This is a genomic window from Streptosporangium sp. NPDC002544 (assembly GCF_040295965.1).
In the GTDB taxonomy this organism is placed as follows: Bacteria; Actinomycetota; Actinomycetes; order Streptosporangiales; family Streptosporangiaceae; genus Streptosporangium.
Genome location: NZ_JBEOWJ010000007.1, coordinates 152,972 through 175,052 on the forward strand (window position 1 = coordinate 152,972; position 22,081 = coordinate 175,052).

At 70.6% G+C, this 22,081-nt stretch carries 23 protein-coding genes and 1 pseudogene; 11 read left to right on the top strand and 13 right to left on the bottom strand.

What is annotated here, in order from left to right:
* Positions 1 to 149 precede the first annotated feature (149 nt).
* Complete coding sequence (locus ABT061_RS12745) at positions 150 to 533, bottom strand: hypothetical protein (protein ID WP_350915801.1); 384 nt, start codon at positions 531 to 533, stop codon at positions 150 to 152.
* A 144-nt stretch (positions 534 to 677) separates the two neighbouring features.
* Between ABT061_RS12745 and ABT061_RS12750 the strand changes: the two are divergent.
* Positions 678 to 812: pseudogene (locus tag ABT061_RS12750) on the top strand (alpha-amylase family glycosyl hydrolase); the annotation flags it as partial.
* On the opposite strand, the gene ABT061_RS12755 reads toward ABT061_RS12750, so the two are convergent.
* Positions 813 to 1,238 carry a VOC family protein gene (locus ABT061_RS12755; RefSeq protein ID WP_350915803.1) on the bottom strand — a complete coding sequence of 142 codons (426 nt, stop codon included), beginning with the start codon at positions 1,236 to 1,238 and terminating at the stop codon, positions 813 to 815.
* 151 nt (positions 1,239 to 1,389) lie between these two features.
* Entirely contained in the window at positions 1,390 to 1,746 is a 357-nt protein-coding gene (locus tag ABT061_RS12760; protein ID WP_350915805.1) for a hypothetical protein, read from the bottom strand.
* Positions 1,747 to 1,925: 179 nt separating this feature from the next.
* Between ABT061_RS12760 and ABT061_RS12765 the strand changes: the two genes are divergently transcribed.
* The 3 genes from ABT061_RS12765 (at position 1,926) to ABT061_RS12775 (ending at position 4,166) form a co-directional block, all read left to right on the top strand.
* Positions 1,926 to 2,732, top strand: coding sequence for a GntR family transcriptional regulator (locus tag ABT061_RS12765; protein ID WP_350915807.1), 807 nt, complete (start codon positions 1,926 to 1,928; stop codon positions 2,730 to 2,732).
* Positions 2,733 to 2,895: 163 nt separating this feature from the next.
* Positions 2,896 to 4,014 (top strand): alanine racemase, encoded by a 1,119-nt coding sequence (locus ABT061_RS12770; protein WP_350915809.1) that lies wholly within the window; start codon positions 2,896 to 2,898, stop codon positions 4,012 to 4,014.
* Between the two features lie 20 nt (positions 4,015 to 4,034).
* On the top strand, positions 4,035 to 4,166 hold the full coding sequence (locus ABT061_RS12775) for a hypothetical protein (protein ID WP_343974738.1): 132 nt from the start codon (positions 4,035 to 4,037) through the stop codon (positions 4,164 to 4,166).
* Here the strand turns inward: ABT061_RS12775 and ABT061_RS12780 are convergent.
* The 6 genes from ABT061_RS12780 to ABT061_RS12805 all read right to left on the bottom strand — a co-directional run bounded on the left by ABT061_RS12780 (position 4,156) and on the right by ABT061_RS12805 (position 10,685).
* Positions 4,156 to 4,902, bottom strand: coding sequence for a cytochrome d ubiquinol oxidase subunit II (locus ABT061_RS12780; protein WP_350915811.1), 747 nt, complete (start codon positions 4,900 to 4,902; stop codon positions 4,156 to 4,158). The two genes, ABT061_RS12775 and ABT061_RS12780, sit on opposite strands and share 11 nt — an antisense overlap.
* A gap of 40 nt (positions 4,903 to 4,942) precedes the next feature.
* Complete coding sequence (locus ABT061_RS12785; protein WP_350915813.1) at positions 4,943 to 6,190, bottom strand: cytochrome ubiquinol oxidase subunit I; 1,248 nt, start codon at positions 6,188 to 6,190, stop codon at positions 4,943 to 4,945.
* Positions 6,191 to 6,388: 198 nt separating this feature from the next.
* Positions 6,389 to 7,471 carry a methyltransferase gene (locus ABT061_RS12790; RefSeq protein ID WP_350915815.1) on the bottom strand — a complete coding sequence of 361 codons (1,083 nt, stop codon included), beginning with the start codon at positions 7,469 to 7,471 and terminating at the stop codon, positions 6,389 to 6,391.
* Positions 7,468 to 8,685, bottom strand: coding sequence for an aminotransferase class V-fold PLP-dependent enzyme (locus tag ABT061_RS12795; RefSeq protein WP_350915817.1), 1,218 nt, complete (start codon positions 8,683 to 8,685; stop codon positions 7,468 to 7,470). The genes ABT061_RS12790 and ABT061_RS12795 overlap by 4 nt, the downstream gene beginning before the upstream one ends.
* Positions 8,685 to 9,497 (bottom strand): tryptophan 2,3-dioxygenase family protein, encoded by an 813-nt coding sequence (locus tag ABT061_RS12800; RefSeq protein WP_350915819.1) that lies wholly within the window; start codon positions 9,495 to 9,497, stop codon positions 8,685 to 8,687. Before ABT061_RS12800 ends, ABT061_RS12795 begins: the two co-directional genes overlap by 1 nt.
* A 648-nt stretch (positions 9,498 to 10,145) precedes the next feature.
* Positions 10,146 to 10,685 (bottom strand): DUF4262 domain-containing protein, encoded by a 540-nt coding sequence (locus ABT061_RS12805; RefSeq protein ID WP_350915821.1) that lies wholly within the window; start codon positions 10,683 to 10,685, stop codon positions 10,146 to 10,148.
* Between the two features lie 505 nt (positions 10,686 to 11,190).
* Here ABT061_RS12805 and ABT061_RS12810 point away from each other — a divergent pair.
* On the top strand, positions 11,191 to 11,709 hold the full coding sequence (locus tag ABT061_RS12810) for an FBP domain-containing protein (protein WP_350915823.1): 519 nt from the start codon (positions 11,191 to 11,193) through the stop codon (positions 11,707 to 11,709).
* A gap of 60 nt (positions 11,710 to 11,769) precedes the next feature.
* Here ABT061_RS12810 and ABT061_RS12815 read toward each other — a convergent pair whose 3' ends face one another.
* Positions 11,770 to 12,963 carry a cytochrome P450 gene (locus tag ABT061_RS12815; RefSeq protein ID WP_350915825.1) on the bottom strand — a complete coding sequence of 398 codons (1,194 nt, stop codon included), beginning with the start codon at positions 12,961 to 12,963 and terminating at the stop codon, positions 11,770 to 11,772.
* A 370-nt stretch (positions 12,964 to 13,333) separates the two neighbouring features.
* Here ABT061_RS12815 and ABT061_RS12820 point away from each other — a divergent pair, with 370 nt between their 5' ends.
* The gene (locus ABT061_RS12820; RefSeq protein WP_350915827.1) at positions 13,334 to 14,785 is read left to right on the top strand and encodes a serine/threonine-protein kinase; all 1,452 of its coding nucleotides are present in this window, start codon (positions 13,334 to 13,336) and stop codon (positions 14,783 to 14,785) included.
* A gap of 97 nt (positions 14,786 to 14,882) precedes the next feature.
* Here the strand turns inward: ABT061_RS12820 and ABT061_RS12825 are convergent, their stop codons facing one another.
* Positions 14,883 to 15,611 carry an FHA domain-containing protein gene (locus ABT061_RS12825; RefSeq protein ID WP_350915828.1) on the bottom strand — a complete coding sequence of 243 codons (729 nt, stop codon included), beginning with the start codon at positions 15,609 to 15,611 and terminating at the stop codon, positions 14,883 to 14,885.
* A 209-nt stretch (positions 15,612 to 15,820) separates the two neighbouring features.
* On the opposite strand from ABT061_RS12825, the gene ABT061_RS12830 reads away from it, so the two are divergent.
* From ABT061_RS12830 to ABT061_RS12850, 5 genes are all read left to right on the top strand, one after another.
* Positions 15,821 to 16,342, top strand: a complete 522-nt coding sequence (locus ABT061_RS12830) for an RNA polymerase sigma factor (RefSeq protein ID WP_350915829.1) — start codon at positions 15,821 to 15,823, stop codon at positions 16,340 to 16,342.
* Complete coding sequence (locus tag ABT061_RS12835) at positions 16,339 to 17,514, top strand: CU044_5270 family protein (RefSeq protein WP_350915831.1); 1,176 nt, start codon at positions 16,339 to 16,341, stop codon at positions 17,512 to 17,514. The genes ABT061_RS12830 and ABT061_RS12835 overlap by 4 nt, the downstream gene beginning before the upstream one ends.
* A 183-nt stretch (positions 17,515 to 17,697) precedes the next feature.
* On the top strand, positions 17,698 to 18,339 hold the full coding sequence (locus ABT061_RS12840) for a tetratricopeptide repeat protein (protein ID WP_350915833.1): 642 nt from the start codon (positions 17,698 to 17,700) through the stop codon (positions 18,337 to 18,339).
* A 262-nt stretch (positions 18,340 to 18,601) separates the two neighbouring features.
* A complete protein-coding gene (locus ABT061_RS12845; RefSeq protein ID WP_350915835.1) occupies positions 18,602 to 19,414 on the top strand; it encodes an alpha/beta fold hydrolase in 813 nt (270 codons plus the stop codon).
* On the top strand, positions 19,399 to 19,848 hold the full coding sequence (locus tag ABT061_RS12850) for a GbsR/MarR family transcriptional regulator (protein ID WP_350915837.1): 450 nt from the start codon (positions 19,399 to 19,401) through the stop codon (positions 19,846 to 19,848). Before ABT061_RS12845 ends, ABT061_RS12850 begins: the two co-directional genes overlap by 16 nt.
* Before the next feature lie 456 nt (positions 19,849 to 20,304).
* On the opposite strand, the gene ABT061_RS12855 is transcribed toward ABT061_RS12850, so the two are convergent.
* Positions 20,305 to 21,162, bottom strand: a complete 858-nt coding sequence (locus tag ABT061_RS12855; protein ID WP_350915839.1) for an ABC transporter permease — start codon at positions 21,160 to 21,162, stop codon at positions 20,305 to 20,307.
* Positions 21,163 to 21,172: 10 nt separating this feature from the next.
* Entirely contained in the window at positions 21,173 to 22,006 is an 834-nt protein-coding gene (locus ABT061_RS12860) for an ABC transporter ATP-binding protein (RefSeq protein ID WP_350915841.1), read from the bottom strand.
* Positions 22,007 to 22,081: the final 75 nt, after the last annotated feature.

Consider the following 22,081-nt stretch of genomic DNA (forward strand, 5'->3'; position numbering starts at 1 on the left):
GCGTTCAGGGACGGCGGCACGCTTCGCGTACGGCAAGAACGCCTTTCGGCTGGGGAGAAGGCGTTCTCCGGGTACGGGAAAAAACGTCTTCGCTCAGGGCGGAGGCGTTTTCACGTACGGCGAAGAGACCCGGAGCGGTTCCGGGGGTTTCAGCCGGCTGTGGAGGCGGGTGGTGCGCGCCCCGGCCTGACGAGCAGGGCCGCGAGCGGGCGGGTGTCCTCGTCACCCGCCGGGCGGGTGAGCGGGCCGGCGGCGAGGAACAGGTGCCGGAGGTCGGTGGGCGGGGTCGCGAGCGGGTGGCCGCCCCCGCCGCCCAGGCCGGCCCCGGTGCCGGCGAATCCGGAGACCAGGGAGTGCCGCTGCACGCCGTCCAGGAGCGGGCGCGACAGCGGCTGATGCTCGCCGACGGCCTGGACGACCGCGGCGTGCCGGGCGAGGGCGGCGGTGCTCCCGCCCAGCCCTCCGGAGACCAGCAGCGGCAGCAGCAGGGTCAGCAACCAGCCGAAGGGCGCGCCGCGCCTCAGCTGTCGCATGATCTCCTCCTGGCCGTCATCGCTGTCCACCGTAGCCCTTCGGAGCCGCTGCGCTCCCCCTCACGTCAACTCCGGGGTGCATTACCCCATAAATGCGCAAAGAGAGGGCAATGCGGACGCATGTGACTCACCCATGCAGCCGACCTGTGGTGGAAGAACACGGTCGTCCACTGCCTGGGCAGCCTGGGGGACTTCGTGGAGTTCGTCAGGACGGCCAGGGACCGCGGCATGCGGGTGATCGCCGACCTGGTGGTCGACCACACCTCCGACGAGCACCCTTCAGCCCTGAGCGGTCTCCGATCCGGTGTCGCCGGTCTCTCCCGGCTCGGTGAAGAGGGTGAGCTGGAGCCCGGCCGGGCCCTCAAGGCGGGAGTTGAGCGAGTTCCACGGGGTCCGGACGGGCTCGGCGACCACCGTGGCCCCGGCTCCGGCCAGTTTCGCGGTGACGGCGGGGGAGTCGTCGACCTCGAACGCCACCCGGATGTGCCCGGCCACCCGCCGCCCCACCTCGACCTGGTCGATGAACTCCGCCTGCGAAGGATCGGCGATCTCCAGCGTGGCCCGGCCCGCCTCCAGGATCGTCACCCTGCCGTCAGGTGAGGAGTAGGCGGCCCGCTCGGGCAGGCCGAGCACGTCGCGATAGAAACGCAGCGCCTCCTCGTAGTCGGCGGCGGTGACGACCAGGCGCATCTCTCGGGCGGTCATGACGGCTCCTCACACGGTCAAAACGAGCATCCCGTGCGGGACAGCGTGGTCGGCACATCCGGTATTCCTCGCCCGGCTCACCGCGGGGCGGGAACCGGCACGGGCGCGGTGCGCTCCCGGTGGGTACGGGCGACCGCCGGGGTGCCGTGGCTCAGGGCCGGTGCGGGTGGTCGCGGCGCGGGTCCCGCCGGGTCTTGAGCCTGTCCAGCCGGTGGATCAGCTCGTCGCGGACCTCCGCGAGCGCGGCGGGCAGATCCTGCTCATAGGAGTGGGCCACCAGCGGCTCCGTGCCCGGGAGCACGCATTCGAGCGTCACCCGCTGCTGGGGCGTGTCGCGGTCCTTGACACTCAGCCGCAGCTCCACCGCCTCACCGGGATAGGAGAGCAGCCGCCTTCCCAGCCCGGCCAACCGCTCGATGATCCCCTGACGCTCGCTCTCGGCGAGGCCCGTCCCGAACCTGAGCCGCTCGGCGACGACGTTCTGCTCCTCGGCACTCGCATCTGTCATCGTCGACAGCCTCCTTCGGGTGTGGTCACAACATTACAGTCAGTCATCATCGTTATCCCGGGCGGCGCCGAGGTGACTTTCCTCGCTGTGTCGCAGGGTCGCCGTCCCGGCTGCGGTTTCTCTTGCTGTAGGGGGGCTAAAATCCCATTCGGTGTCGAGCACGAGGAGAACGGTCCCGGATGGATCTGAATACGCTGCGTGATGTTTCCGAGCTGAGTGACCCCATCGAGCGCGCACGGGTTCTGGGCCGTCTCATGACCGAGGAGCAGGAGCGCCTGGAGGAGGCGGCGAAGATGCGCCGCCAGGCGATCGCCGAGGCTCGTGACTCCGGCATGGGCCTGGAGGAGATAGGGGTACACCTGGGCGTCTCCCCGGGCCGGATATCCCAGATGCGGAAGGGGCCGACGGCCCGTGCCCCCGAGGGAGCGGCGGCCCGCGTGCCGAAGGTGCTGGTCCGGCGGGCGCTGCCGACCGACCCCGCCGTGCGCGCCTCCGCGTCCCTCTTTCTCGTCGAGGCGGAGCAGCAGGGGATCAAGCCGGACCGCAGAATGCTCTACGTCGGCCCGGAGCCGGCGAGTGATCACGTGGCGGCCTGCCTGCGCGTCGAGCCCGGCACCGAGGTGATCGCCCGCCGGAAGATGATGACGGCCGACGAGGTTCCGGTACGGATCGCCACCAGCTACTTCCGGGCGGACCTGTTCGGGGGGACGCGCATCGCCGAGCCCGAGTTCGTCAAGCCGTCGCTCCAGTCGGCGCTGGTCGCCCTCGGGCACGTCTTCGGCCATGCCGAGGAGAACCTGACGGCTCGCCCGCCGACAGCCTTCGAGTACGACACCCTGGAACTCGAACCGGGGGAGTGGGTCGTGCAGGTCCTTCGAGCCGGATACTCCAGCGAGGACACACCGGTCCACGTCCTGGAGACGATCTGCGCCGCGAACAGGCACATCTTCTCGATCGGCCAGGTCTCCGGGGACGACGAGTTCTGACCGGCCTGCCGGCAGGCGCAGGTCACATCGGCCAGGTCTCCGGGTACGACGGGTTCCGACCGGCCTGCCCGACAGGTCCGGGCCGGTCACAGCCGTCACCCCCGTCCACTGCCTGATCGTCGAGATCCGGCTCCCCGTACCGTTGAGATCGGAGAGAACGCCTGTGACAGTCACGGCCACGACGCGGACCTCGGTGTCCGTTCCCGCCGGGCGGTTACCCGCCTACGTCTACGACCTGGCCGAGCTCGACGCCCACGCCGGGGCAGTCCGGGCCGCGCTGGGAGACGTCGAGCTGTACTACGCGGTCAAGGCCAACCCCGACCCGGAGCTGCTGCGGACGCTCGCTCCGCACCTCGACGGCTTCGAGGTCGCCTCCGGCGGGGAGCTCGCGCATGTGCGGGAGCACTTCCCGGACGCGCCGGTCGCGCTGGGCGGCCCCGGCAAGACGGACGACGAGCTGTTCAGCGAGGTCACCCGCCTGCATGTGGAGAGTCCCGGCGAGCTGCGCCGCCTGCTCGCCTCCGGTCGCTCCGCCGACGTGCTGCTCAGGGTCAATCTGGACATCCCGATCGAGGGGGCCTCGCTGGCGATGGGCGGCGGCGCCACGCCGTTCGGGATGGATCCCGCGGGGATCGCCGAGTGCGTCGCGCTGCTTGAGAGCCAGGACGCCGTACGGCTGCGCGGGATCCACGCCCACCTGGCCAGCGGGCTCGACGCACCTCGGATGCTGGAGCTGGCGGCGGCGGTCCTGGACTACGCGCGGACGCTGGGGGCGGGTGAGATCAATCTCGGCGGCGGCATGGCCGTCTCGTACGCCGACCCCGGGACGCGGTTCGACTGGCAGGCCTACGGGGAGGGCCTCGGGCGGCTGCGCCGTCCCGGTGAGACGCTCAGGATCGAACCCGGGCGCTCGTTGACCGTCTACTGCGGGCGCTACGTGACGCGCGTCATCGACGTCAAGCGCGTCCACGGCGAGCTGTTCGCGGTCGTGGCGGGCGGGACCCACCACATCCGCACCCCCGCCACCAAGGGCCACGACCAGCCGCTGGTCATCACGGAGCCCGGCGAGCCGATCACGATCGTCGGCCAGCTCTGCACCCCCAAGGACATCCTGGCCCGCCGGGTGCCCGTCGCGCTGAAGCCCGGTGACCAGGTGGAGTTCACCATGGCGGGCGCCTACGCCTGGAACATCTCCCACCACGATTTCCTGATGCACCGGAGACCGAGCTTCCACTACCTGGCGCCGTCAGCCCGCTGCGGTGGGTCGCCAACCCGGGTGTGAGGATGTCGCCGAGTGCGCATATGCTGCGCTTCACCGCTTTCGTGGATAAAAGGGAGAAGCTCGCCGTGTACAAGGAGTTCGCAATCGAGGCCGTGGTCTGGGTCATCCCCGTGGCAGTGCTGCTCGGGCTGGCTTTCATGATCACTGCCTGACCTGGACGCGGCCGAAGAGCCACCACAGCCACACCTGTGACGCCACCAGCAGGGGAGTGAGCAGCACCATCGAGGGAGTGAGCAGGGCGAGCGTCGCCGGGTCCGCCAGGTGCTCCGCCAGTGGCAGGCGGGCCCCGGCCAGCAGGCAGGCCAGAGCCATCCCGGCCGACGTCAGGGCGTAGACCGCACGCCCGGCCGAGGGCCCGGCGAACCGCCGGGCCCGCTCCCGAGGGGCGCCGTCGAGCCGGAGCCCGGCCAGCGCCAGCCCGTGGGCGGCGAACAGGACGGCCCCCAGCGGAGCGGCGACCAGCGCGCCGAGACCGACGGTGAACCCGTCGCCCATCCCGACGAGGATGAGCCCCCAGCTCAGCACCGCCAGCCAGCTGCCCGCGACCACGGCGCCCTCGCACCGGGCCCGCCAGGCGGCCCGGTCCACCCGCCCGCGCAGCCAGATCCCCGCGTCGCGGGCGACCCAGCCGAGCAGCAACGCGACGAACGGCAGGTACAGCCCGCTGAGCATCTCCCCCTCCAGCACGGGGAACGCGCCGACCAGTACGCCCACCGCCGTGACCAGCCAGACCTCGTTCGTCAGGAAGAACGGGGTGATGGAGCCGAGCACCCGGCCGCGCTCCTCGGGGGTGCGGCCGAGATACGGCAGCAGCATGCCGACCCCGAGATCCGCGCCCGCGAGGACGAAGTAGCCGACCGCGAAGAACGCGAGCAGGGCGATTTCCATAGCGATTTCCCTTTGCGAAGGCCGGTGGACAGCGGGGCTGTCAGAAGGCCAGGACCGGAGTCGGCTCGGCCGGGGCCGGGCCGGTGGCGGGTGCCTCGGGGCCCTGGCGGGCGCTGCGCGCCAGGATCCAGGCGTTGACGGCCATCAGCAGGACGGACAGCGTGATGAAGGCGATCAGCGAGACCCAGATCGTGCCCGGTGACAGGTCGCTCAGCGCGTCCTCGGTCGTCAGCAGGCCGTTCACCATCCAGGGCTGGCGGCCGGCCTCCCTGAACACCCAGCCGGCGATCATGGAGACGAACGGCAGCGGGATCATCGCGATCAGCAGCAGGTGCCAGGCCCGCGCCCCCAGGACCATCCGGCGGAACGAGGCGAGCAGGACGCTCAGCGCCGACACGAGCAGCAGCACCGTGAAGACACCCAGCATGATCATGGCGCTGATCTGCGTCGGCGCGACGGGCGGGATATAGTCCCCCGGACCGTGGGTGGCGACCATCTCGGCCTGCAACCGGGCGATCTCCGCCTCCCGCCCGCCGAAGACGGCGGTCTTCATCGGCTGGAGGGACGGGAACTGCACGCCGCCGAACGTGGCGTTGACCAGCAGCGCGGGCAGCGTGGTGAACACGCCGATCCGCAGGGACCTGCGGAAGAACTCCTGCTCGGCCGTCCCGCGGCGCAGGTGGTAGGCGCTCACCCCGGCGAGGAAGAACCCGGCGGTCACCAGGGCGCCGGAGAGGATGTGGGCGAACGCGAGGAGCGCGTCGGGGTTGGTGAGCACCGCCGCCGCGTCGGTGAGCCGCAGCGTCCCGTCCACGACCTCGGCACCGACCGGGTTCTGCAGGAAGCCGTTGGCGACGAGGACCCAGTACGCCGAGGCGTAGGCGGTGATCGTGACCACCCAGATCACGCCCAGGTGCGCCCAGCGGTTCAGCCGGTCCCAGCCGAAGATCCACAGGCCCAGGAAGGTGGACTCGATGAAGAAGGCGACGAGGGTCTCCATCGCCAGTGAGGCGCCGAACACGTTCCCCGCGAAGTGCGTCAGCCCGCTCCAGGCCATCCCGAGCTGGAACTCCATCACCAGCCCGGTGAGGATGCCCATCGCGTAGTTGATCACATACAGCCGTCCCCAGAACCGGGTCATCCGCATCTGCGTGTCGGAACGCGTCAGCGTCGCCCGGGTCTGCATGACCGCCAGCACCGTGGCCAGGCCCAGGGTGAGGGCCACGAACAGGAAGTGTGCCCCCGAGGTCACGGCGAACTGCAGGCGGGCGAGATCGAGCGTCTCCATGCCGCTCATGCTTCCGGCGCGGTCACCGCCCGCGCGTCCCTCCCCGGGAGGCACCTGCCGTACTCCAGGAGTCGTGATCCCCGGCCGTGGCCGTACGCCTTCCAGTGCACCGGCCCGGGTTCGCACGCGAGGTTCGGCCACATCGGACCAGACGATCTCGATGAAGGGCGGCGGGGTCCGCCGGGCGGACCCGCGGGGTCAACGGGTCGCGGTGATCAGCTCGAAGGGGCCCGGCAGGACGGTGACGTCCCTGAAGCCGCTCTCTTCGAGCAGCCGCGCGTAGTGCTCGATCTCGTAGAGGCGGCTGACGCAGCTGTCGACGCCCATGAGGAAGTACGACCAGAAGAACTGCCCGGCGAGCCGGTCGGGGGTCCTGAACTCCTCGCAGATCAGAATCCGCCCGTCGGGGACGAGGGCCGCGTGGGCCTTCCGTAGCAGCGCCCGTGCTGTGGAGACCGGCCAGTCGTGCAGGACGCGGACGAACGACAGCGCGTCGTACCCGTCGGGCAGGGGGCCGTCGAGGAAGTCTCCGGCGACGAATCCGAGCCGCCCGCCGAGACCGCTCTCCTTCCTCGTACGGCCCACCAGCGGTTCCGCCGAGGGAAGGTTGAACACGTCCACCTGGAGGGCGGGCGAGCGTGCCAGCAGGTGGGCGGCGAGGGTGCCGTCACCGCCGCCGACGTCGAGCAGCCGGAGCGCCCGCTCGCCCCACAGCCGCCCGGCGTGCGCGCGGAACGTCTCGATGACGGGGCCGAGACCCGCGGCCATGCTCTGCTCGAAGTCGGCCAGTCGCTCCTCGTCGCGCGGTGGCCAGTCGAAGGTGGCCGCGGGGATCGACATCTCGCCGCGCAGGACGTCGACGAGCCTGCCGTGGAGCAGGCGCCACGGATACCGGTCGCGGTCGCGCTCCAACGAGCCGGGACCGGCGACGGCCTCCGCCGCCTGCCTCAGGCCGGGGACCGCCCGGTAGCGGGCCAGGCCCAGGTCGTCGCCGCTCTGCTCCCGGTGGACGAAACCGAGGCTTTCCAGGCAGTCGAGCATCTTGTACAGCCGGCCGGGTACGACGCCGAGCCGCACGCTGAGATCGGACAGGGAGACGGTGTCCGTCCGAGTGTCCGTCCGAGTGTCCGTCCGAGTGCCGCTTCGGGCGCCGGTCTCGGCACCGGGTTCGAGGGCGTCGAGCAGGCCGAGGCGCAGCGCGGTCTCCACGACGTCCATCGCCTTCGTACCGTTGGCCAGGAGGCTCAGCAGAGCCCGTGGCGACAGGGGGGTGACGCTCATGCGGTGATCCGCTCCCGTTCCGTCTCGACGGCGTCCATGAAGGCGTCGACCTCGGCGATCGTGTTGTAGATGTGGGGCGCCACGCGCAGGGATCCGCGCCAGCTGCACACCATGCCCCGGTCGACCAGTGACCTGCTCACCCGCTCGTCCCCGTCGAATCGCAGGCAGACGACGCCGCCGCGCCGGTGTGGCTCCCTCGGGGTCACCACCTCGATTCCGGCCGCGTCCGCGCGTTCCAGCACCCGGCCGGTGCACGCCAGCGAGTGCCCGCGGATCGTCTCGACGCCGATGCCGGACAGGAGGTCGAGGCCGACCCTGGACATCATCGGTCCCAGCGGCACCGGTGTGCCGGAGGCCAGGCGGCGGGCGTCCCCGGCCAACACGACCGGTGAGCGGAAGGAGGTCGGGTCGGCGCCGGCCAGCCAGCCGGTCGCCGCGGGTCGCAGGTCGGCGATGAGGTCGGGGCGCACGTACAGGAACGCGGTGGCGGCGCCGCACATCCACTTGTGGGCGCCGCCCAGCACGAAGTCGACGCCCAGTTCGGTGACGTCCAGGGGAACCGTGCCGACGGTCTGGTAGGCGTCCACGATGACGTACGCGCCCACGCTGTGGGCCCTGGCGACGATCCGCCGCAGGTCCAGCAGCGCTCCGGTGGAATAGCTGCCGTGTGAGACGCACACGCACCGGGTCCGCTCGTCGATGGCGGCCTCCAGCGCGGCCTCGTCGAACCCGGGGCCCGAGCCCACGATCTCCAGCTCCGCTCCGTACCGGGCGAACCCCTGCCAGATGAGCGGCACCGTGGGGAATTCCAAGCCGGTGGTGACCACCTTGCTCCGCAGGCCGCCGAAGTCCAGGCAGGTGCCGATCCGGGCGAGCAGCGTGCTGAGGTTCACGTCGGTCACGACGGAACCCGGGGGTGCGCCGAGGAAGGCGGCGAGGGCGTCGGTGTAGGCCGACGTCTGTTCCAGCCAGTCGCCCCACACCTCGTCCCGCCACCTGGTCAGCGTCCGCCAGTAGCGGCGCAGCACCTCCTCCACCCCGCGAGGGACGGCGCCGGTGGAGTTGCTGTTGAGGTAGACGCAGGTGTCGAGCAGCGGGAACTCGGCGCGCAGCGACCTCATCATCCGGTCGTGGTCCGCGCCGCCCGTCCTGTCGATGAGGTTCAGGGCGCCGCCGCCGACGGGGGTCGCGGCGCTGTCGTCGGTGCGGGTCATCAGGAGCCCTTCTCCGCGTGCCTGGACTCTCCGGGCGCGTACCCGCCGTCGCGTTCCCAGGTGGCGGTCATCTCCTCGCGCACCTTCCACAGCTGCCGGAAGAGGGGCTGTGTCATGCGGCCGGTCAGCACCTGCGTCGGCACGCCGTCGAGCGCCGCGGTGCTCCGGCTGATGCCGATCGTCCTGCGGACGAGCATGAAGTGGGTGACCAGCCACATCTGGTAGCCCTCGTCCACGTCGAGGAGCAGCTCGAACGTGCGCTTCAGGTCACTGTGCCGGGCGTCCCGCGCCTCGTAGACATCCGTGGCCGAAACCCCGCGGCGGGCGGTCAGCCGGTCGAGCGCGTCCGATATGTACTGGGCCGCCACGCGCAGCCGGTTGTACCCCGGTGACTCCTGCCCGCTGCCGTTCCCGAGATGCCGCCGGATCGTCTGGTACGAGTCGGGCGTCAGCGTCTCCAGGACCCCCAGCTCGTCGTTGAGGCAGCGGACGATGCGCGCGATCCGGTCCAGCCGCGCCGAGGCGTCCCAGAGCGCGTCCAGGTCCAGGTCGCCGACCAGCTCCGTCATCTCGTGCGCCAGAAGTTTCAGCCACACCTCCTGCGCCTGGTGGACCATCTGGAACATCAGCTCGTCGGAGGAGGCGAGTTCGTCGGCGGTGGGTTGCAGGGAGCACAACTCCGAGGTCCGCACATACACCTCGTAGTCCAGCTTCCCCTCCCCGACGAAGGTTTTGAGGATCGGGTTGAAGATCGGCTCTGAAACCACCCTGCGCAGTTCTTTCATGACGGGTTCGTTGAGGTTGACGTGCATGCTTCTCCTCGTAGGCGTTGTCAGGCGGCCGCGGGTTCCCCCGGGACTCCCGCCGGACTCACAGAGCTGTGTGCCGGTCTTCCGGCGATTCACTTATGACATCGGAGCGTGTGACGGTCCGTGTGCCGCCCGGCGGTCACGGGGTGCGAGATGTCCCTCGCCAGGTGGTCGATCGTCGTGTCGGGTCAACAGCCTTTTCCAACCTCACTTGTCCTCACATCTCCGGCAAGCGAAATGTGTGAGGAGAATTGATGATGGAAAGCGTTTTCGGCGTTCTTTGTACGGTTTTTGAAGCGTTATCCGATCCGGGTAGAGGTTCCTTTTTCCCTCTTGGGAGGGACTTGCGAATGACTTGGAAAGAGCCGCCGGGCAGTGTGAAACAAGACACCTTAAAATTGGTAATGAACTGTAGTAAAGGGCCGGTTCGGCAGCCGGGAGAAACGTGGCCGGGTCTCCTTCGCTCCGGCTCTCACGCCTTCCGGGTGACGCCGGCACTGACCAGGGCGTCCGTCGTGCGGCGGACTCGGCGCCGGCCCCGGCCTCCGTCGTACGGTGGTCTCACCATGACCGTGGCCTCCGCCGGGAGGCTTCGGCGTCGCCGGTGGTTCGATCGGGAACGCGGGCCGGGTTCCGCCCGGCACGGTCCGGTCAGGGGAGTTTGGTCCAGGGGCCCGGGGCGTGCTCGTCCTTGGGAATCCAGAGCGCGGGCTGGAGCTCCCGCAGTCGCGGGGCGCAACCGTCGTTCCAGGGGAAGCGGCCCGCGGCGTCGGGCCAGACGATCTCCATGAAGGGCAGCGGGGGCCCCTGGTAGAAGTGCAGTGCGGTGCCGAACAGCGACCGGTACCAGCTGGTGTCCACCGCCTTCGCGACGACCGGGTAGTTCCTGATCACGTCGTCCCGCTCCCGGCCCTCGACCAGGTGGTGCCCGGCGGCGATCCGGTCGGCCAGGGTGCTGAGGCAGTTGCCCATCACGTCCACCCGGAGACCGAGCATCACCACCTCGGGGGAGCGGAGCGTGTGCCACAGCCCGACGGTGAAGGCCCAGCCGGGACCGTCCTCGTCCTCCGGGATCATGACAATCGCCCACCCCCGGTCCCGGACGCTCCGCAGCGTCCTGAGATCGGCCTGGTCGAGCTCCACCTCCCGCTCGACGCAGAGCAGGCAGTGGCATACCGGCTGGTCAGACATATGCCGAGCGTAGTGCTCTGTACGTATACAAGCTGACAAGTCCCCCGGCACCGTCCGGCCCTCATTCATGCCGCCGAACGGGTCCGGACCGGCCGGGCGGGCGCGGGTCTCACCGGGTTCGACAGCGGGGGCCGCAGAGACGATCTCGGCTCGCTTCGCCTGGGAGGCACGGTTCGCCCGGGAGGCTCGGATCATCCGGGAGGCGCGGTTCGCCTGGGAGGCTCGGATCATCCGGGAGGCCGATGAGGATTCCCGGCTGGTACGGCGGCCGACGGATGAGGGGTGAGCCTCTGCCGAAACGTGCACGCGCGCGATCCCCGGGTGCCGGAAAAGCATTCGACGTCCCCGATGTCGCGCTGAGATAGTGGTCGGCGCCGGATGTCCGAAAACCGGATGTCTGAAAGACGGGGCCCGGCGGTTCGCTCGTTTCCTGTCCCTCCCCGGCGCAGGTGCCGGTCGCGCGGGCAGGGCCCCAGCAGACGTGTCGATCAACAGTGGGTGAGTCATGATTCCGGTCGGTGAGAAGGAGATACGCGGATCCTTCGTCAACTGCTCCAAGGGGGAGGCACGCAGGATCAACCTGCCCAGGAGCCTGCCGGAGACCCCCTGGGCCGACCTTGACTTCCTGGGCTGGCTCGACCCCGGCGCGCCCGACCGCGGCTACCTGGTCGCCGAGCGGCACGGCGAGCTCGTCGGTGTCACCCTGCGCCTCAGCCGGGAGGTGCGCAGGAGCTATGCCAAGAGCACGGTCTGCTCGATCTGCGTGACACCGCACGCCGGCACCGGGATCTCCCTGTTCGTCGCGCCCAGGGTCGGCGCCGCGGGCCGCCAGGGCAACACGGTCGGCACCTACATGTGCGCCGACCTGGCCTGCTCCCTCTACGTGCGGGACATGAAGAAGACGGAGCTCGGCGTGCGGTTCGAGACGCTCAGCAACGAGGAGCGGATCATGCGAGTCGTCGTCAACCTGGAGAGCTTCCTGGACAAGGTCTTCGACGGCGACCTGAGCTCGGGCGCGGCCTGAGCCGTACCCGCCCGGAACCACAGCCGCCCGGAGCCGCGATCGCGGCTCCGGGCGGTCCTGTCACCAGGCGACCGGCAGGGACGTCAGGCCGTACACGACGCTGAAAGAGCGGAAGTGCGCCTCGGGCTCGACCACGCGTAGCTCGGGGAAGCGCCCGAGCAGTGCGGGGAAGGCGATGCGCATCTCCATCCGGGCCAGCGGTGCGCCCAGGCAGTGGTGCACGCCGTGGCCGAAGGCCAGGTGGCCGGGCGCGCCCCGGGTGATGTCCAGCGTCTCGGGGTCGGGCAGGAACCCGGCGTCGCGGTTGGCGGCGGGCAGCGCGCAGACCACCAGCTCGCCGGGCCCGATGACCTGGCCGGCGATCTCGACCTCCGTGGTGGTCACCTTGGCGGTGCCGGAGTGGACGATGCTGAGCCAGCGCAGCAGCTCTTCCACCGTCGCGTCGATGCGCTCGGGCTCCTTCCGCAGCAGCTCCAGCTGGTCGGGATGGCGGAGCAGGGCCAGGGTGCCCAGTCCGAGCATGTTGGAGGTGGTCTCGTGTCCGGCCAGCAGCAGCAGGGTGCCGATGCCGACGAGCTCGTGCACCGTCAGGTCGTCGCCGTGCTCGCGCACCAGCGTGCCGAGCAGTTCCTCCCCGGGGTCGACCCGGGCGCGGGCGACCAGTTCGCCGATGTAGGCGCGCGACTCCAGCTGCGCCGTCAGACGCTCCTCGAAGGGCGCCCCCACATCGAGCATCTTGCTGCTTGTGCGCTGGAAGTCCTCCCGGTCGGCGTACGGCACCCCCAGCAACTCGCAGATCACCAGTGAGGGGATCGGCAGCGCGAACGACGACACCAGGTCGGCCGGGGACCCGGCGCGTTCCATCGCGTCCAGGTGCTCCTCGACGATGCGGGTGATCCGCGGCTCCAGCCGGCGCATCCGGCGGATGGTGAACTCCGGCGTCAGCACCCGGCGCAGCCGGGTGTGCTCGGGAGGATCGAGGGCGAGCATGTTGCCCGCGCGCAGCGCCGCGATCTCCTCCTTGCTCATCTTCGTGTCGGACGGTACGAAGTCGATCCCCACGGCGTTGCTGAACCGTTCGGGGTCGCTCAGCACCGTCCGTACGTCCGCGTAGCGGGTCACCAACCAGGCATCGACGCCGAAGGGTGTGCCGGTGCGCCCGATCCCCTCCCCGTCCCGCAGCGCTCCCAGTTCCGGATCCGGGTCGAACCCTGCTCGCCGCATGTACAGCGGAGGCGTCGGAGTCTCGCTCATGTAGCTCCCTTGCTGACCGGCCGTCCTGACTGTTCCGAAAAAACGATAACCAGCCGTCGCCTCCCCGCAAGGGATCCCGGCGGGCGCGATATCGCCCACCGCGCTGACCTGCGCGCGCCTCGGAACCCCGGCGTTATGAGGGCGACACCGACGTTCCTGCCGGACCGACCGAAAAGACCAGCGGGCAGGCTGCCACCGGCATGGCGGAGCCGGCCGCGGTGACGATGCTCCGCGCACTCGTATTCGATCTAGCATGACGGTCTGGCCCCGGTACGGTGATCCGTTCGAGGGGCATCCACCTGTTCACGGCGTCCCGGGTGATGACCGCGGTCATCGCGCCGGCTCGGTGATGTGAGAGGGCGGCAGGACGATGGACACCAAGGGATGGGCGGTCAGCGTCCCCTCGGGGTATCGCGTCGGTGACTGGCGGGTCGGCAGGCCCGTCGCCACGGGGAGCTGGGCGAGCGTCTACCGGGGAACGCGAGACGGGAGAGAGGCGGCGCTGAAGTTCCTGCCCACCGGCACGCTCACCCGGCGGCAGTTGCGGCACCTGCGGGACATGACGGAGCGGGAGTTACGCCTGCACGACAGGCTCCGGCACCCCCGGCTGATCCGGCTGCGGGAGACGCTCGTCGTCGACGATGCCGGGAACTCCGAACTCGACGGCGCGTGCGTTCTGGTGATGGACCTGGCGGAACGGTCACTGGCCGATCTGATCGGGGAGGGGGCTCCGGTTCCCGGCGCGCCGAGGCTGATCGCCGAGATCTGCGAGGGGCTCGCGCACATGCACGCCGAGAGGTGGGTGCATGGAGACCTCAAACCCAACAACGTGCTCGTGATGGCCGACGGCTCGGTACGGCTCGCCGACTTCGGCCTGGCCACCGAGATGGACGGGACGCACGGCTACCTTCCCCCGATGGGCTCGGTGGACCACGTGCCCCCCGAGCGCTGGGGGGAGCCGCTGAGCGAGAAGGGGCACGCGGTGCGGGCCTCGGCCGACATCTGGGCGCTGGGCGTGACGGCGTGCCAGCTGCTCACCGGCCACCTTCCCTTCAGCGCCCCCACCGCTCGCGCGCGCTATGTGGCCGCCGTCGAGTACGCGGCGGGCGAGTCCCCCCTGTCGCTTCCGGTCTCGCTGCCCGAGGCCTGGCGCTCCTGGGTCAGCGACTGCCTGGACCCCAACCCGAGGTCCAGGCCCAGCGCGGTCCGCCAGCTCTACCGCGCGCGACTGCTGGCCGGCACCTTGAGGGGGTCGCCCCGGCGAACGGGCCGCCAGGTGGCGAAGACCATGGCCTCGGCGGTTCTCGTGCTGGCGGGTGTCTCGGGGGCGGGGATGGTCGACTCGCGGGTGGCCGACCCGTTCGGGCGGTGGTTGCGCTCCGGCTCCGACATCCCCCGGGAGTATCGCGCGCTGATCGTCGAAGCCGGCACGATGTGCGCGGACCCAGGCCTGAGCCCGGCACTGGTCGCCGGAATGCTGAAGGCGGAGAGCAACTTCGACGCGAACCTGTTCGACACGGCCAAGGACGAGTACGGCCTCGCGCGCTGGACGCCGTCGGTGCTCCAGTACTACCTGCCGTTCGACCGCCGGGGCACCGTCCTCACCCCGCCCCTCTCGCCCGAGGACACCATCCCCGCCGTCGGCCGCTACCTGTGCATGCGGTTGCCGCTGCTGGCCGGGGTGCCCGGAGACCCCGGGCTGCTGGGCGCGGTGGCGTTCCGCTCCTCCGACGACGTGGTCCGCCAGGAGGGTGGGATTCCCGCGCGCTTCCAGGCCTACGCCGACCTGGTACGGCGACACCGGGCCGCCTACGAGCCGTGATACACCCGTTGCATGGTCCCCGAGGGCGATGACCACTTCACGCTGGTCGACCCCGACGGCGAGGGTGGTCCACCGGGCCACCCTCGACAGGGTGTGATCAGCTGTCCAGCCGCTTCAGATGCTCCTCCCGCACCAGGTCGAAGCGGAGCGCCACGGAGACCAGCGCGGCGCGCTGCCAGTCGGCCTTGCGCGAGCCCGACGGCGGCTTGACGCGCAGTTTCGTACGCGCCAGATAGTCGATGTGGAAGTTGACCGCGGCCCGGGTCAGTTCCGCGCCGCCGGGAACGTCGCGCAGCCGCTCCAGGATCTCCGGCACCGTCGGGATGACCGGGGACGAGCCGTCGCGCAGCCGCGGCTCGCAGAGCGCGATCAGCACGAGAAAGTACTTCGCCGTCTCGTCCACGGGGAAACCGGAGACGGTCGGCTCGCCGACCGCCGCGCTCTCGGGCGCGTCGGGGTCGATGAAGCTGTGCTGCGAGGCGAAGACCAGGAAGGAGCAGGCGCCACCCGCCACCGGGAGCACCACGCGGGCGAACTCGAACGGCACGGGCGCCGCCACCCGCCGCGGAGCCACCTTGAGGAACTCCCCGCCGCCCTCCGGGTTCTCCACGACCAGGGTGGCGTCACGGCTGAGGTTGGTGAGCAGCCAGTAGTCGTCCACGGCCCGGATGATCCCGGCCCGCCGGGAGATCCCCGGATGGTCCAGCGGGAAGTCGACCGGGGCGCTCTCCGTTCCGCGGCCGAAGGTGACCTCGCGACCCGGAGGAAGCTCGATGACGACCGCTCCGTCGTCGGGGGCCTCGGCCTGCAAGAGGATCGTTCGCATCTGTTCTGCCCCCTAGCACCCTGGAATCTTCCAGGTTCCCGGAACATCAGCCTATGTCGAACGATGTCGCTCGGCGCCGTCGCCCGCCGCCCCTGACCGGCGGTCTCAGGAGGCTCGTACCCTTTTTTCGAGGAAGCAGGTAACAACCGAGGGTCCCCGGCCACTTCCCGGTGTCAGAAGAACACATCCGGGACGAAGGGGGCGGGGCGGTGACGGACGACTCGCAGAGATTCACCGACATGTACGACGAGTGCCGGCAGCGCGTCTGGGCCTACGTGGTCAGCCGCGCGGGACGGCAGGTCGCGGACGAGGTGGTGAGCGAGACGTTCGCGATCGCCTGGCGGCGGCTGGATGACGTGCCGGAGCCGGCGCTGCCATGGCTCCTCGGGGTGGCCCGCAACGTGCTGCGCGACAACATCCGGGCGGAGATCCGGCGGGACGCGCTCAGCGCCGAGTTGCGGGCCTGGACCGAGGACGACGTCGCGGAGCAGGTCACCGAACGGCTCAGCGTGCTCAGGGCGCTGACCGGGCTGTCGGAGGACGATCGGGAGATCCTGATCCTGACCGCCTGGCAGGGGCTCTCCCCCCGCGACGCGGCCCAGGTCGTCGGCTGCTCTCCGACCACCTTCCGAGTGCGGCTGCACCGCGCTCGCCGGCGGCTCAAACAGCGGATGGACACCGCCGTGAGTCCCGAGCCCCGGATGAGGAACCTCAGCGAGGAGTGGTCATGAACCCCATCGATCAGCTGCGGGCCGCACGCCCCGCGCACCTGGACGACACCCCGGTCGACCCGCGCACCAGGGCCGCCGAGCTCTCCCGTGCCATGGCACGACCCCGGCCGACCCCGGCCAGGCGCAGGATCGTACGCCCGGTGTGGGGTCTCGGCCTCGCCGGAGCCGCCGCGGCCGTGACCGCGGTCGCCGTCACGATCTCCGCGACCGGCGGTACGGCGCCGCGCGCGCCCTCCGCCCAGGTGATCTCGAGCCCGGCGACCACCACCCCGCGCATCGAGCTCTCCGGGCGATCCATCCTGCTCGCCGCCGCCCACGGGGCGGCCCGCCAGCCGGATGTGACCGGTGCCTACTGGCACACCGTGTCGGTGAGCCGGAACCTGTTCGAGGCGGCCGACGGGGACTACACCGTCGTGGACCGGCAGCGGAACGAGGTATGGACCCCGTCGGCGACCGGCGGGGAGCAGTGGAGCCGGACGCGCTCCCTCGGCGCGGAACCCGCGGGTCCGGACGACAGGGCGGCCTGGGAGCGGGCCGGTTCCCCGGCCGAGATCCAGGTCAGATCCCCCAAGGGGGGCGACAATCCGAAATTCGGCGATCTCACCCTGTCGACCGAGCCGGGAGCGGCGCAGGACGGCCACGCCCCCCTCGTCGACGGGGACAAGGTGTTCTGGCTGGGCCGCAACGTCACCATGAAGGACCTGCGCGGCCTGCCGAAGGACCCGGACAGGCTCAAGGCGTGGCTGCTGCGCTCGTACGGGGGGCACGGCACCGAGTCGGACGCCCCGATGTCGTCGGACGCCTGGCTGTTCGCCGTCACGGTCGGGCTGATCACCGACATGCCGGTCACCCCGCAGGTGCGCGGTGCCGCCTTCCGGATGCTCGCCGACCTGGAGAGCATCGAGGTCGTCCGTGACGTCGTCGACGCGGAGGGCCGTACCGGCAGCGCCGTCGCCATCGAGGAACGGGCCAGGGCGAAGGCGGACGCCAAGGGCGGCGAGGGGATCCTGCGGAACCGCCTGATCTTCGACGAGGTGACCGGGCGGGCACTGGCCAGGGACAGCGTCGTGGTGCGGCCGGGCGGCCTGCAGGCCGGATTCGCGCCGGGCACCGTGTGGAACTCCGAGACCGTCCTCGAAGCCGGCTGGACCGACGAGAAACCCGCCTCCTGACTCCCGGAGGACTCGCCGTACGCCCGGGGCGTACGGCGAGTCCTCCGGGCGAGGCGCCGGACCTTCCCAGCCGCTCGGAGAGCGGTACGGATTCGGCGTTCCGCTCTGCCTGCGGCCCGGCGCGCCGCGCGCGGTGGCAGGCTGAACCGTGTTCGACGTGGATCCGAGCGGGCGGGAGCCGGGATGGGTACGGAGGAACGGATCGAACGGGCCGGGTTGTTCCACGAGCGCGCGATCTTCGGCGGCGAGGCCGACGCGCTGGTGATGGCCGAGCGGGAACTGGACGCGGTCGAGGCCGACCTGGCTCTGGCCCGCGGCAAGGTGGCGCAAGCGCGTTCCCTCGCGGAGGGAGACGAGGACCCGCAAGGGCTACCGCTCTTGGAGCGCGCGGCACGGCTCTACCGGACGCTCGGCGACTCGCGCGGCGAAGGCGAGGCGCTGCTCTGGACCGCCCTCTTCCATCAGGTGGTCCGCCGCGACGACGACACCGCGGTGCCGATCCTCGAACGCTCGTACGAGCTGGCGACGCGGGTCGGCGACAGGATGACGATGTCCTACGCGCTCCGGCACCTGGGCGTCGCCGAACACACCGCGGGCCGGTTGGAGGTGGCGCGGGAGCGCCTGGAGGAGTCGGTACGGCTCCGCCGGGAGCTCGGCTTCCTGCCCGGTGTCGCCGCGAATCTGGTCGGGTTGTGCTACATCGCCCTCGCGCAGGGCCGCCGCGACGACGCGCTCGCCCTGGTCGAGGAGGCGGGCGCGCTCGCCGAGGCGAGTGGCGCGAAGGCCATCCTGCGCCAGGCCGAGGAGGCACGCGGGCAACTGTAGGTCGTCTCGCCGGACCCTGGGCATCGCCCGGTGCCGCTCCGGGACCGGCTGACCATAGGCGGTCTTGGGTTCCGGCGATCCCAAGACCGCATAACCTCCCATCGCCTCACATTCCCAGCGGTTGATCCCAAGTGGCCAACCCGCACCAGGTCCGGCCGCCTCCACGTTCGGACCCTCGTTGATCTCCTGGTTACTTGTGGGGCCGGTGACAGCGGCCCGAGCGGTGGCGGTGTTCACCAGATATATTCGCTATATTTAGTAAATGGTGAATATGTCGTCGACGCTCTCGCTGCGGGGATGTGCCCTGCACTACGCCGACAGCGGTGGCGACGGTGTGCCGCTGGTGTTCTCGCACGGAGCCGGGGCCGATCACGCGATGTTCGACGCCCAGAGCGAGCGGCTGCGCGCCCGGGGATACCGGGTCGTCACCTGGGACATGCGCGGCCACGGCCGCTCCCGCCCGACCGGCGTTCCGTTCACCGCCGAGCAGGCGATCGCGGATCTGTGCGCGCTCATCGAGCACCTCGCGCTCGACCGGCCGGTGCTCGTGGGACAGTCCCTCGGCGGCAATCTCGGCCAGGCGATCGTCCGGCGCTGTCCGGACCTCGCCCGGGCGCTGATCGTCATCGGCTCGACGTGGAACACCGGGCCGCTGTCCCGGACGGAGCGCCTGCTGCTGAAGCTGGCCGCGCCGAGCCTGGCGATGATTCCGGCCGGGCGCCTTCCCGGTGTGATGGCCGACGCCTCCGCGGTGACGGAAAGCGCGCGGGCGGATGTGCGGCGGGCGTTCTCCCTGCTGTCGAAGCGGGAGTTCGTCCAGGTGTGGCGGGCGGCCGTCGAGCTCCTCGACGCCGACCCCGGCTACCGTACGCCGGTACCGCTGTGCCTGATCCGCGGCGAGCGAGACCGCACCGGCAACATCGCCTCGGCCATGCCCAGGTGGGCCGCGGCGGAAGGCGTCCAGGAGGTGGTCATCCCCGGCGCGGGACACATCGCCAACCAGGACGACCCGCACGCGGTGAACGCGGCGATCGAGGCGTTCCTGGATACGATCTCGGAGTGGGCACAGCGGTGAGTGAGAGCAGGCGTAGCGCGTTCATCACCTCGGTGGGCGACCTGCTGGCCTCATGGAACCTCCCGCACGCGACCGGCCGGGTCTACGGGCTGCTGCTGATGACCGAGGAGCCGATCTCTCTCGACGCGATCGCCGCCGAACTCGACCTGAGCAAGGGCGCGGTGAGCACCGCGGTGCGGCAGCTGAACTCCTGGGGACTCGCCAAGGTGATCCCGCAGTCCGGCAGCCGCAGGCTCCTGGTGGAGGCCACCGGAGGGATCGAGTCACTGCTGGAGGCCAGCCACGCGCGGGCCAGAACCCTGATCGCAGCCCTGCGCGACGGCGAGGCCCTGCTGAGTCCGGGCCCCGCACAGGAGCGGCTCCAGGACGTGATCGGGCTGTTCGCCGGCTATGTCGACGTCGGCAGCCAGTTGCTCGACAGACACCGCCGCTAGGCCCTGTCCTGCGGATCTTTTGCCTACCGCGGTCGGTCAGGCGGCGCCTCGCCGCGTTGTCGTCGGTCACCGCAGCACGCTGCGGCTCCCTCCTCCGCCTTGCGAGACACCACCTGACCGATCCTCGCCACGGCAAGATCCGCAGGACAGGACCTAGCCGTCTTGCCTGCCTGGCCGGTGGGCCGCCTCGGGTGGTCAACGCCGCACCGGCGGAATCGGCGTGCCGAACGACCGGGTCAGGTTCGCCGACGTCAACGGCGAAGGCCGGGCCGGCCACCTGGTGGTCGCCGGGAACCCGGCGATGAACGCCTGACCGAACAGGGCCGGGGGTGATCTCGGGCGGGTGCGGGAGCCCGGTAGAGATTCATGGACACCGCACCGGGCACGCCCGGCCTCCGGTGCGAGCCGCTCCGCGGGCACGGGGCCCGCGGAGCGGCGGCACGTTCCACGTTCGCGTCAGCCGACGCGCTGGTCGAGCCCCCAGCGACGCCGCAGAGCGTTGTCGGCCGCGCCGAAACACATGTCCACGACGATGCCGATGATCAAAATCACGATCATCGTCGCGAGGAGGCCGGGTGCGTCGGAGAGCTCCCGGGCGTTGTCGAGCTGTTCGCCGATCGACGCCTGGTGGGCGATGATCACGAGAAGCTCGCCCGCCATCAGGGACCGCCACGCGAACGCCCAGCCCTGCTTGAGCCCCGACAGGAACGACGGCAGCGACGCGGGCAGGATGACGTGCCGGTAGAGCGCCAGGCGTCGCAGGCCGAGGATGTGCCCGGCACGGAGCAGGATCGGCGGGGTGTAGTCCACGCCGGCGATGAGCCCGTTGGCGATCGACGGCGCCGCCCCGAGGACGACCACGAACATGATCGCGCTCTCGCTGAGTTTGAAGAACAGGATCGCCAGCGGGAACCACGCGATGGAGGGCATGGTCTGCAGGCCCGTGATCAGGGAGCCGAGCGCCGCCCGCAGGGGCCGGACCCGTGACACGGCCGCGCCGACCACGAGCCCGACCAGCACCGCGATCGCGAACCCGGTGATCGCGCGGCGCATCGTCACGCCCAGGGCCTCGTAGAACTCGGCCTCACCGAGGCGGTTCCACAGATCCTCAAGGACGGTCACCGGGCCGGGAAGGACGTACTCCGGGCGCCACCCGCTGAGCACGACCAGCTCCCAGACGGCGAGGACGAGGACGATCGCCGAGATCATCGGCCAGCTTCTGGCCCAGACCCTTGAGGCCAGGCTCTGCCGTTCCCGGTTGGACAGCTCCAGCGCGTCCAGACCGGCGATGTGCTGGGAAAGATCAGTAGTCATTGGGCACCCGCTACTTCTCGATCCCGGCGCCGACGGGCGGCTGCGCCGCCGGCTTGGCGTGGCGCAGCACCTCCTGGCGCAGCCTGTCGGTGATGGTGGAGGCCAGTTCGGCCACTTCACCGGAGTCGGTACGGCGCGGCCGCGACAGCGTCACCGGGAAGTCCTCGATCACCTTGCCGGGCCTGCTGCTCAGCAGGACGACCCGGTCGCCGAGCCGTACGGCCTCGCGCACGTTGTGGGTGACGAACAGGACGGACAGCTCCCGCTCCCGCCAGATCCGCTCCAGCTCGTCGTGGAGCAGGTCACGGGTCATCGCGTCGAGGGCGCCGAAGGGCTCGTCCATGAGGAGCACGTCGGCGTCCTGGGCGAGGGCCCTGGCGAGCGCGACCCGCTGGCGCATGCCACCGGACAGCTCGTGCGGGCGCTTGTCGCCGAAGCCACCGAGATGGACGATCTCCAGGAACTCCATCGCCCGCGCGCGGCGCTCCTTCTTCGTGGTGTTCTTACCCGAGCTCGTCACCCGGAGCGCCAGCTCGATGTTCCCCGAGACGGTGAGCCAGGGGAACAGGGCCGGCTCCTGGAACATCATCGCGATGCGGGCGTCCCTGGTGTCGATCTCTCCGGCGGTGGGGCGGTCCAGGCCGGCGACGAGGTTGAGCAACGTGCTCTTGCCGCAGCCGGACGCGCCCAGCAGACAGACGAATTCGCCCCTGTCCACCGAGAGCGTGACCTGGTCCAGGGCCAGGAGCTCCCTGCCGTACACCTTGGAAACCGCGTCCAGCCGGACCGCGGGCTCGTGCCCGTCGGTCCGGCCGGGGCGCAGCTCCTGTATCGGAGCTGTCACTTCGCCTCCCTGACCAGCGGCTCGCCGGCCCGTGACCGGAGGCGCCGCTTCGACTCTGCTGTTCTGTGCCGCCTG

What these genes read in the sequence shown, in the direction of transcription:
- ABT061_RS12745 (WP_350915801.1), bottom strand. Translation starts at nt 533, where the DNA reads ATGCGACAGCTGAGGCGCGGCGCGCCCTTCGGCTGGTTGCTGACCCTG.
- ABT061_RS12755 (WP_350915803.1), bottom strand. Translation starts at nt 1,238, where the DNA reads ATGACCGCCCGAGAGATGCGCCTGGTCGTCACCGCCGCCGACTACGAG.
- ABT061_RS12760 (WP_350915805.1), bottom strand. Translation starts at nt 1,746, where the DNA reads ATGACAGATGCGAGTGCCGAGGAGCAGAACGTCGTCGCCGAGCGGCTC.
- ABT061_RS12765 (WP_350915807.1), top strand. Translation starts at nt 1,926, where the DNA reads ATGGATCTGAATACGCTGCGTGATGTTTCCGAGCTGAGTGACCCCATC.
- ABT061_RS12775 (WP_343974738.1), top strand. Translation starts at nt 4,035, where the DNA reads ATGCTGCGCTTCACCGCTTTCGTGGATAAAAGGGAGAAGCTCGCCGTG.
- ABT061_RS12780 (WP_350915811.1), bottom strand. Translation starts at nt 4,902, where the DNA reads ATGGAAATCGCCCTGCTCGCGTTCTTCGCGGTCGGCTACTTCGTCCTC.
- ABT061_RS12785 (WP_350915813.1), bottom strand. Translation starts at nt 6,190, where the DNA reads ATGGAGACGCTCGATCTCGCCCGCCTGCAGTTCGCCGTGACCTCGGGG.
- ABT061_RS12790 (WP_350915815.1), bottom strand. Translation starts at nt 7,471, where the DNA reads ATGAGCGTCACCCCCCTGTCGCCACGGGCTCTGCTGAGCCTCCTGGCC.
- ABT061_RS12795 (WP_350915817.1), bottom strand. Translation starts at nt 8,685, where the DNA reads ATGACCCGCACCGACGACAGCGCCGCGACCCCCGTCGGCGGCGGCGCC.
- ABT061_RS12800 (WP_350915819.1), bottom strand. Translation starts at nt 9,497, where the DNA reads ATGCACGTCAACCTCAACGAACCCGTCATGAAAGAACTGCGCAGGGTG.
- ABT061_RS12805 (WP_350915821.1), bottom strand. Translation starts at nt 10,685, where the DNA reads ATGTCTGACCAGCCGGTATGCCACTGCCTGCTCTGCGTCGAGCGGGAG.
- ABT061_RS12810 (WP_350915823.1), top strand. Translation starts at nt 11,191, where the DNA reads ATGATTCCGGTCGGTGAGAAGGAGATACGCGGATCCTTCGTCAACTGC.
- ABT061_RS12815 (WP_350915825.1), bottom strand. Translation starts at nt 12,963, where the DNA reads ATGAGCGAGACTCCGACGCCTCCGCTGTACATGCGGCGAGCAGGGTTC.
- ABT061_RS12820 (WP_350915827.1), top strand. Translation starts at nt 13,334, where the DNA reads ATGGACACCAAGGGATGGGCGGTCAGCGTCCCCTCGGGGTATCGCGTC.
- ABT061_RS12825 (WP_350915828.1), bottom strand. Translation starts at nt 15,611, where the DNA reads ATGCGAACGATCCTCTTGCAGGCCGAGGCCCCCGACGACGGAGCGGTC.
- ABT061_RS12835 (WP_350915831.1), top strand. Translation starts at nt 16,339, where the DNA reads ATGAACCCCATCGATCAGCTGCGGGCCGCACGCCCCGCGCACCTGGAC.
- ABT061_RS12840 (WP_350915833.1), top strand. Translation starts at nt 17,698, where the DNA reads ATGGGTACGGAGGAACGGATCGAACGGGCCGGGTTGTTCCACGAGCGC.
- ABT061_RS12845 (WP_350915835.1), top strand. Translation starts at nt 18,602, where the DNA reads ATGGTGAATATGTCGTCGACGCTCTCGCTGCGGGGATGTGCCCTGCAC.
- ABT061_RS12855 (WP_350915839.1), bottom strand. Translation starts at nt 21,162, where the DNA reads ATGACTACTGATCTTTCCCAGCACATCGCCGGTCTGGACGCGCTGGAG.